The 8,395-nt window shown below is 46.0% G+C and carries 9 protein-coding genes and 1 pseudogene; 4 read left to right on the top strand and 6 right to left on the bottom strand.

Features of this window, described 5'->3' with window-relative positions:
- Nucleotides 1-700: 700 nt before the first annotated feature.
- Nucleotides 701-916 carry a hypothetical protein gene (locus Q0614_RS02000; protein ID WP_298786185.1) on the bottom strand — a complete coding sequence of 72 codons (216 nt, stop codon included), beginning with the start codon at nucleotides 914-916 and terminating at the stop codon, nucleotides 701-703.
- A gap of 59 nt (nucleotides 917-975) precedes the next feature.
- On the opposite strand from Q0614_RS02000, the gene Q0614_RS02005 reads away from it, so the two are divergent.
- The 3 genes from Q0614_RS02005 (at nucleotide 976) to Q0614_RS02015 (ending at nucleotide 2,443) form a co-directional block, all read left to right on the top strand.
- Nucleotides 976-1,707, top strand: a complete 732-nt coding sequence (locus Q0614_RS02005) for a sulfite exporter TauE/SafE family protein (protein WP_298786187.1) — start codon at nucleotides 976-978, stop codon at nucleotides 1,705-1,707.
- Nucleotides 1,708-1,925: 218 nt separating this feature from the next.
- Nucleotides 1,926-2,051 carry a hypothetical protein gene (locus Q0614_RS02010; RefSeq protein ID WP_298786189.1) on the top strand — a complete coding sequence of 42 codons (126 nt, stop codon included), beginning with the start codon at nucleotides 1,926-1,928 and terminating at the stop codon, nucleotides 2,049-2,051.
- An 11-nt stretch (nucleotides 2,052-2,062) separates the two neighbouring features.
- A complete protein-coding gene (locus Q0614_RS02015; protein WP_297962834.1) occupies nucleotides 2,063-2,443 on the top strand; it encodes a CrcB family protein in 381 nt (126 codons plus the stop codon).
- Between the two features lie 587 nt (nucleotides 2,444-3,030).
- On the opposite strand, the gene Q0614_RS02020 is transcribed toward Q0614_RS02015, so the two are convergent.
- The 5 genes from Q0614_RS02020 to Q0614_RS02040 form a co-directional block, all read right to left on the bottom strand.
- On the bottom strand, nucleotides 3,031-4,188 hold the full coding sequence (locus tag Q0614_RS02020; RefSeq protein WP_298786191.1) for a hypothetical protein: 1,158 nt from the start codon (nucleotides 4,186-4,188) through the stop codon (nucleotides 3,031-3,033).
- Nucleotides 4,189-4,256: 68 nt separating this feature from the next.
- Nucleotides 4,257-5,246: a hypothetical protein gene (locus Q0614_RS02025; RefSeq protein ID WP_298786193.1), complete on the bottom strand. Its 990-nt coding sequence runs from the start codon at nucleotides 5,244-5,246 to the stop codon at nucleotides 4,257-4,259.
- A 76-nt stretch (nucleotides 5,247-5,322) separates the two neighbouring features.
- Nucleotides 5,323-5,916 (bottom strand): hypothetical protein, encoded by a 594-nt coding sequence (locus Q0614_RS02030; RefSeq protein WP_298786195.1) that lies wholly within the window; start codon nucleotides 5,914-5,916, stop codon nucleotides 5,323-5,325.
- Nucleotides 5,917-6,188: 272 nt separating this feature from the next.
- Complete coding sequence (gene rpsU, locus Q0614_RS02035; protein ID WP_005869392.1) at nucleotides 6,189-6,401, bottom strand: 30S ribosomal protein S21; 213 nt, start codon at nucleotides 6,399-6,401, stop codon at nucleotides 6,189-6,191.
- 51 nt (nucleotides 6,402-6,452) lie between these two features.
- Entirely contained in the window at nucleotides 6,453-7,085 is a 633-nt protein-coding gene (locus Q0614_RS02040; RefSeq protein WP_298786197.1) for a hypothetical protein, read from the bottom strand.
- Nucleotides 7,086-7,256: 171 nt separating this feature from the next.
- Here Q0614_RS02040 and nrdD point away from each other — a divergent pair.
- A pseudogene (nrdD, locus tag Q0614_RS02045) lies at nucleotides 7,257-8,372 on the top strand (anaerobic ribonucleoside-triphosphate reductase); the annotation flags it as partial.
- Between the last annotated feature and the right edge of the window lie 23 nt (nucleotides 8,373-8,395).

The following is an 8,395-nucleotide window of genomic DNA, read 5'->3' on the forward strand; positions in this document are numbered from 1 at the left end:
GAGGTGCTCGCGCTACGCTTGGGTGGCGCTTCCGTGCTCGAGATCAAACAGATCGAGCTAAAAAAGGAGATCGTGCTGGAAATTTCATAAGGTGCAAAATCCGCTCGGAGAAATTTACGATAAATTTTGCAGGTCTAATGCGAATTTTTGCGTAAAATTTAGCTCGTAAAAATTTGCCGTGAGTTCAAATCCCGCCCCGCATCCAAAGCAGTTCTGCTTGGAGAAATTTGCGGACGGAATTTCGGCGTGAGGATTTGTGGCGGCTTCTTAGTCTTTTGGCACTCTTTTGGCGGGCTTTGAACGAGCTTTTGGCGGCGGAATTTCGCTGCAATGATTTCGCGGAGAAATTTGCACTCTTTGCGTTTGCGTGCACTTTACGTAAAATTTTACTGCGATCTTGTTGTGACTCGCCGCGATTTTGAGCTGGTTTTGCAATGGTTTTTAGAATACAAAACGCGGAAATTTGCCGCAGAATTTTGTCTAAAATTTTACTTTGCAGGATTTTGCCGTATGAAATTTCGTCGCGATAGAATTCCGTCGAAATTTAATCGCGGCAAAAATACTGCGCCGCGATCTAAACGTAAAATTTTATCTCAAATTTGCGCTAAACCGCCACAGTCTAGACGCAGAATTTCGATCTAAAATTCTACCGCCAGACTGCAATGCGAACAAACACAGGCGGGCTGATTTGCATAAAATTTCAAGCCGAAATTCCACGCCTTAAAATCTCGTAAATTTTAAAATTTTGCAAATCGCGCGCTGAAATTTCGAGCCAAAATTCTGCTTGTAAACTTTCAAGCCAAGCCGACTCCAGATAAAATTTCAAACCAAAATTTGGGGCATAAATTTCAAACCGAAATCCCGCGATCAAAATTCCCTGCCTCAAAATCCCGCTCTCAAAGCCAAAATTCCGCAAATTTATCAAGCTTTAAATTTTAAAGCTATAAACTTCGCTTCAAATTTTAAGGATCAAAAATGCTAGAACTCCCCTTTGTCGGCGTCGTCGTGGGCTTCATATCGGGCTTTTTCGGTATCGGTGGCGGCACGGTCGTAATGCCCGTGATGATGGCTCTGGGATACGACGTCAAGACCGCCGCGGGCATCTCGGTGATGCAGATGTTCATCGTCTCGCTTTTCGGCTCATATCTGAACTACCGCGCGGGCAGACTCCGCCTAGATAGCGGTATCGCGGTGGGGCTCGGAGGGCTGTGCGGCGCGAGCATATCGGGCTTCATCGTAAAATACTCGCCAGAAATCGTGCTTGAGATCGGTCTTCTGCTGACGCTTGCGATCTCATTTCTTAAACTCTTTAGCACGAACGTAACAAGCGACGGCAACGCCGATCCCCACGGCGCGGTGCTGTTTTTCATCGGCTTTGCTATCGGCGCGATCGCGCTTAGCATGGGCGTGGGCGGCGCGGTATTTCTAACGCCCGTATTGGTCGGATTTTTGGGCGTCGATATCAAAAGAGCGGTCTGTATGGGGCTATTTTTCATCGTTTTCGGCTCATTTAGCGCGCTTTTGAGCCTTTCGTACAACGGCCACGTAGATTACGAACGCGGCGCGCTGCTAGCCGTGGGCGGGCTTTTGGGCGTGTATTTCGGCACCTCTCAGGCTCGCCGTGCAAAGCGCGAAACGCAGAAAAAATGGCTGCTCGTCCTCTACGTCGTGCTATTTGCGCTGGCGCTAAAAAAGGTGCTGCAGTAGTGCCTGCTGTAGTAGCACTGCGGACGATTTTGCCACGCTACGTTTTGCCCTTGCCTCGGTTTTGCTACAAGCGCGGTTTAAGCGTTCGCGCTGTTTTGCTACGTCGCCCTTTTATATCTCTTGGTTTGCTTCGTTGCCTCTTGCACTATGCGCGTTTGGTCGCCGTCTTGCGGCGGCGCGTAAAACGTCGCGTTTCGTCGCGCAAGTAAAATTTTAAAATGAAATTTCAAAAGGTGCGAGCAAATTTTAAAAGCGGAATTTTAACTAACCGCGTTAAAATAGCGAAGTTGCACATCTTTCGTCCTATGGAGGCTAGATGGCGAAATAAAATTTACAAATTTTAAAAGGACTTGGATTGACGAACTTGATTTTAGCGGGGCTAGGCGGCTGTGTAGGCGCGATGGCGCGAGTAGGCCTAAGTGGAGCGATCGCGCGCGCAATGGATCGCGCCGGGTTTTGGAGTGCGTTTCCGATCGCTACTTTTTGCGTGAATGCGCTGGGAAGCCTGCTGATAGGGTTTTTACTCGCGCTAAATTTAACGCAGAGCCTGCGGGTATTTTTTATCGCAGGCGCACTGGGCGGCTTTACGACATTTTCTACGTTCAGCTACGATACGCTGCAATTATTGCTGGCGCGAGAATTTGCTATCGGTGTGCTAAACGCGGTCTTAAGCGTATGCGCCTGTATGCTTTTTTGCTACGCTGGGCTGCTCGCGGGCAGAGCGCTTGCAGGCTAGCCGTGGAGCACGTGAGCTTTAAATTTAAATCGTCTCTATGTTTGCGCTTTTAAATCAAAATTTATTGAAAGTGCCTGCGCTACGGAATTTTATCGCGCGCATATGCTGCAAAATCTGCGAGCGATGGGCACAATCCCACATGCCGTGCAGTTTTGCGAAAGGGCGCGCAGCAAGTAGTTTCGCAAAGTGCAATATCAAGCAGGAATTATAAGGCGAGCAAATCGTAAGACGAGCGAAAAGCAAAGCGAGCAAGAGGAATTGTAGCTAAATAATTGTGCTCGGCGTCGGGCAGGCTGGCAAAATCCAGATAAATTTGAAATTTGCGTGCATTCTCTGCGTATCTTGTTTACCGCAGCTTTGTAAAATTTCGCTATCTTGCGCCTAGTTATCGCGACGCCCTAAAAATTTAGCTGTCTTGGCGCGGATAAAATAAACTTAAGCCGTGCGATAAATTTTAAAAGCTCCGCGGGCAAATTTTAAAGCTTGAAGCTTAGAATTTTAAAATTCTCACGTAAATTTTAGAAGTTAAATTAAAGCGCGCCGAAATCACGATCTTATGTGTCAAATCCTGCAGCACTATCTTAGATTTATCGCAAGCGACTGCGAGCCCTCTTAATTTCATTTCTGCAAATTTCATTGACCTGTTCGCCCTCGCTATTTCGCAAGATAACCTCGTAGTCCGTGATTTCGCGATCTTTGTTATACCCCTTGATATATCTGAATCTCGATAAAACTATTTTAAAGGATTCCACATCGTCTAAAGTATACTTATCGCCGAGCTTGACGTAGTCAAAATTACTACTAGTAAGCATATGAAAATTGCTAAATTTTTGCTTTAAATTTAGCGTATAAATTGCCGTATGAGGCGTATCGTTATCGCAGCGATTAAATTCGCTTTCATCGAAGGCAAGCGCGAGGCAAATTTCATCTCCGCAGATAACCTTGATATCCTTGGCGCTGCTGTTTATACGCATGGTCTGCCGCCAGCCCTCGCTTTTAATCTCAAAGATATTGCGAGCGAGCTTTTTGGCTATTTCATCTCCGACATAACCTTCAGCTTCAGATTTATAAGCTGGGCCGAGCGCAGAGTAGTTCTGCTTTTGCGGAAAATCCGCAAGCGGAGTTTGAAGCTCGCTTATAGCGTTTAAATTTTCCTCGGTGCCTTGCGGAGCTGCAAAAGATGTGCCCCTCATAGAGTGTAGATTAAAGAAACCGATAAATTTCCTCACGACCTTATGCGCCGTTTGAGAAAATATCTTGGCTTCATTTTCAAAAAGCGAAATATCGTAGATGCCGTAGCTATAATATCCAAGCTTTCTACTTACCCACCTTTCGTCCGGCGAACGATCGATCTCGTGGTATCCATAGTAGCGCTCTGGCATATCTTTTTGTAGCAAAAAGTCGTCGCTATCGCTGTCCCCATACCTAAGCCAGACCCCAAAATCGTCCTTAATGTATAGATAATCAAACTTCGCACCTCCTGCGAATTTTTTCTCGCCTAGCCAAAATACGGGTCTTTTTTCTAGGCTCGGCAGAGCGGCGACGGGAGGCAAATTTTGTAGCTCTTTTTCAAATTTTTCATCGATATAATCGCAAGCGCTAGTGGGCATACTAGGATCGCAACCTTCGGGCGTATCGGATGAAAAAAGCAAATTTAAAATCACAAATATATACAGCACAAAAAGCACGCATGCAACGCTCACGACCAAGGCGGTAATTTTTAAAATTTTTATAAAAGTTTTCATATCTAAATTTTACCTCGTTGCACTTAAAAATCGTAAAATTTCGCTTTAAATTTGAAATCCTCCGCGTATTATCTGTACGCTTCGCCTATTGCTTCACTAAGGCTTTTTAGCAGCTCGTTCGCGGCTTCCGTCTTATCGCGTGCGCCGCGATTTTTGCCGTTTGAAGCGCCGGGTCCCGCCCCGCTTACGCAGTCTTGCACGAAATACCACCAAAAATACCCGCCCACGTAGTTTTTCACGTAGCGCGGCATCGTATAATACCACCTCATCATCGCCTTCTTGCTCGCCTGCGTGGCGTCCGCCGCCGTGTTTCCGCACTCTCCGATGCCAAGCTTTGAGGCGGGAAAGGCGCTTTGCAGATCGGTAAAAATTTCGCTCCAATCAGGCTCAAAGCCCTCGTTATCGTCCTCGTAGTAGCTTACGAAAAGATAATCCAGCCCCTCTTTCATATATTGCGGCACGAATTTTCGCAGCCACTCGCGCATTTCTATTTTTTGTACTCCGCTCGGAGTATAATACGCCGTCAGCGCCGTCTTGGCGCCCTTTTTGTGGATGAGCTCGAATGCCGCGATCATCTTGGCGGCAATGAAATTCGCATCATCCCCGAGCCAGCCCTCGCCGTTTATTTCGTTGCCAATCTCCCAGATCGTGACGTAGGGCGCGAGCGCGGCGAAGGCGTCCGCGAACTTCTTTTCGTAACTTTTCACGCTTTTGTACGAACTCATCTCGTAGGAGTCCACGGGGCAGGCCATCACGTACGAAACCTCGCTAAGTCGCCTAAAAAGAGGCTCATACTCGCGCGAGCTAATTTCTTTTGACATAACGACGCGCACGGTCGGCTTTACGGGTAGGGCTTGCAGGGCGCGCACGATGCTCTGCAGCTTCGCGCCAGAGGTGTCTTGTGCGTCCTCGTACCAGCCGTCGTCGATCGTAACGCCCCAGATGAAGTCAGATTTAAAATTTTGTTTTGAAATTTTATTTGGATTTTCGCCGTAAAGTACGCCGTAAAATAGCGCCCCGCAAAACAGCGCAAGAAATATGTGTTTGAAATAGACCACGGCTTGCTCCTTGATTTTAAATTTTAAAAATTTAGCTCTTTGCTGGTCTTTTCACAACCGATCAAGCAATCAAAATTTATCTTTTACCTCTAAGATCATAAGAATAATACGAACGAGAAAAGCCCTCTACGCTGAACATAGCAAAAGCATTAAGTGCAAGAGCCGCTAAGCTGAGCAGTACCGTAGCAGGCAGCGAAAAACGCGCCAAAAATGCATTTGCAATAGCTGCAAGTACAAGCGCGATAAAGCAATATGAAAATATCGCAACTCCACTAGTATCGGCAAGCTCCTGATAAAATCTATAAAAAAATAGAAACGATGCGATGAATCCCAATGCAAGTAGTATTTGAGCGATGATGCCGCCCGCTAAAAATATAAATAACAATACGCCTATAAATATCGCCGCAAAGGCAATGGCTGCGTTACGCAAAAGACTGCGGCTTGCGGTAAGTTTAGAGATATTATAAATGCTAAAGATAAAAAGCACGAATGCCGCTGCGCTTAGTAGCACTCCTAATCCGCCGTAAATTCCTAATAGCAATAGCACCAGTTCGGCTATAGCTTTTAAGGCGCAGGCCGCGATGAAGGTGTATTTGATGAGTGCTACCTCTTTTTCTTGAGGGTTTGAGGGTTGCTGGTCTTGAGTGTGCAGGTAGTCGTTTAAGTCCATGGTTGCTCCTTTAAAATTTAGCAAAAGTATATCTAAAAAACGAATAGGTAAAAATAAATTTCAAAATTTAACGGCTCGCCGGCGGATATGTCGTATAAAGCAGGCGCCGCACAAAGGCGGGTAAATTTAATTAGGTAAATTTTAAAATTTAGATCGGAATTTCGGCGCTGGCGCGGCGAGCAAATTTTAAGTGGGCTGTAAATTTAAAAAAGATGTGAGATAAAATTTCGCGCAGATCTGCAAATTTAAAATCCGCAAATCCGCGCAAACCGCTACAAGCGTGACTCGTAGCGACGTAGCGTGTAAAGACGTTTAAGCATCTTTTTGCGAGCTGAAATTTTTTGCTTTTTGCGGACTTCCGTCATCGGCTCAAAAAATCGTCTCGCGCGGACCTCGGTAACGACTAGGTTACGATCGGTCTGCTTCTTAAAGCGTCTGTAAGCTTCGTCAAATGATTCGTTCGGATATACCTTTACTCCAGGCACTTTCCTCACCGCCTTTCAAAAAAATAAATCGTAAGTTTAGCGAAAAATTCCTTAAATTTGCTTTTGAAGCGCTTTTTTATATTTCCACACGCTTTTGTTGTTGCGAGTATCTATCATCGAAAGCTCTAAAAGTAGGCTTTCGCTTGCTTGCGCGGTAGAATTTTTAGCTGCAGAATTTAAATTTTTTGATTTTTTAGATCCTGCCTTACCGTCGTTTGCCACAGCGGGGCTTTGCGGTAAAATTTTACCTACCAAGATGTAATCCGGCGCGTAGATCGAGCCGCTTTCTACGACGTGATAGCCACGGCTTACGCCATCGTTGCTAAATACGAGCTCATCTTTACTTGGAGCGTCTGTGACGACTGCTTTGCCTGAATGCAGCAGCGAAATTCTAATTTTTTTGCTCAAAAATTCCGCATCTACGCCGTGCGCGTTCGTCCCGTCTAGTGGCTCGATGCCGACGACGCTGAATCTACCGCCTTTTTTGCCGACTATGCGCTTCGAGAGTAGATCGGCGATGCTTTCGCCTGCAATGCGCTCCAGATATGCGTTTGGATATCCTGCGTGATCTATGCCTCCCGTAAGCGCCGAATTATCCGTGCTTTTAGAGCCTTTAAGCGCAGCACAGCCCGCTAAAAAGGCACACAGCAAGATCACGAAAAAACTTATTTTAAAATTTTTCATAGCATTTCCAAATTTTATAAAATAAACTCCGCGATTATAGCGAGATTTGGTTAAATTTCGTTTTTTATAAGCAAAATTTGTAACGGATATTCCGCTCGTTCCTTTAATTTTGAGTTAAAGATTCCTTGATATACTTTCTGTCAATTTATTCAGAAAATTCTCGGGGTGCTTATGAAAAAAATCATTAAAAGAGACGGAAGTTTTCAAGAATTTCAATCCTACAAAATAAAAGATGCTATCAAAAAGGCCTACAAAAGCGTCGGTACCGAGTTTGATGAAAAGGTCTTCGATAACGTAATGGGCGCGATCGTTTTCAAGGATAAGTTAAGCGTCGAAGATATCCAAGATCTCATCGAGAAAAAGCTCTTCGAAGCGGGCGATTTCGCCGTTTTGAAAAGCTTTATGATCTATCGCCATACGCACAAGATGCAGCGTGAGCATATTTTGGGGCTTGAGGAGGATACGACCTATATCAACTGCACCCAGACGGTCAATGAATATATCAGCAAGCAGGATTGGCGAATTTTGGCAAATTCCAATACCAGCTACTCAAACGCAGGCCTTATCAATAATACCGCCGGCAAGGTCATCGCAAACTACTGGCTAGATAAAATTTACTCTCGCGAGGAGGGCGCGGCGCACCGAAACGGAGACTATCATATCCACGATCTGGACTGCCTTACGGCGTATTGCGCGGGCTGGAGCTTGCGCGTGCTTCTAAACGAGGGCTTTAACGGCGTGCGCGGCAGGGTCGAGAGCAAGGCGCCGAAGCATTTCCGCGAAGCGCTGTATCAGATGGCAAATTTCCTTGGAATTTTACAAAGCGAATGGGCGGGCGCACAGGCGTTTAGCAGCTTTGATACGTATCTGGCGCCATACGTTTTCCGCGATAAATTAAGCGACGATGAGGTCAAAAAGGCGATCACTAGCTTCGTGTTTAACCTAAACGTTCCGGCGCGCTGGGGTCAGAGCCCATTTACCAACGTCACCATCGATATGACCTGCCCGGATGATCTAAAAACGCAGATTCCTACGCATAACAACGAGCATCTATTTAAAAATTTACGCGACGAGGAGCTTTTGGCTGAGGCTAAAAGGCGCGGCAAGGACTCGCTCGAGGCTTTGACTTACGGCGATTTCGAGCCCGAGATGAACCGCATCGTGATTGCGTTTTACGATGTTTTAACTACGGGCGATAAGTGCGGTCAGCCCTTTACCTTCCCGATTCCTACGGTAAATTTAACGGAGGAGTTTGATTGGGATACTCCTGCGGCCGATGCGGTTTTTTAAAACACCGCTAAGGTAGGCTC

Origin of the sequence: uncultured Campylobacter sp. (genome assembly GCF_937997595.1) — a bacterium.
In the GTDB taxonomy this organism is placed as follows: Bacteria; Campylobacterota; Campylobacteria; order Campylobacterales; family Campylobacteraceae; genus Campylobacter_B.

Excerpts from the sequence above, each read along its gene's own strand:
- Q0614_RS02040 (WP_298786197.1), bottom strand. The coding sequence starts at position 7,085 with ATGAAAAATTTTAAAATAAGTTTTTTCGTGATCTTGCTGTGTGCCTTT.
- Q0614_RS02005 (WP_298786187.1), top strand. The coding sequence starts at position 976 with ATGCTAGAACTCCCCTTTGTCGGCGTCGTCGTGGGCTTCATATCGGGC.
- Q0614_RS02020 (WP_298786191.1), bottom strand. The coding sequence starts at position 4,188 with ATGAAAACTTTTATAAAAATTTTAAAAATTACCGCCTTGGTCGTGAGC.
- Q0614_RS02030 (WP_298786195.1), bottom strand. The coding sequence starts at position 5,916 with ATGGACTTAAACGACTACCTGCACACTCAAGACCAGCAACCCTCAAAC.
- Q0614_RS02010 (WP_298786189.1), top strand. The coding sequence starts at position 1,926 with ATGAAATTTCAAAAGGTGCGAGCAAATTTTAAAAGCGGAATTTTAACT.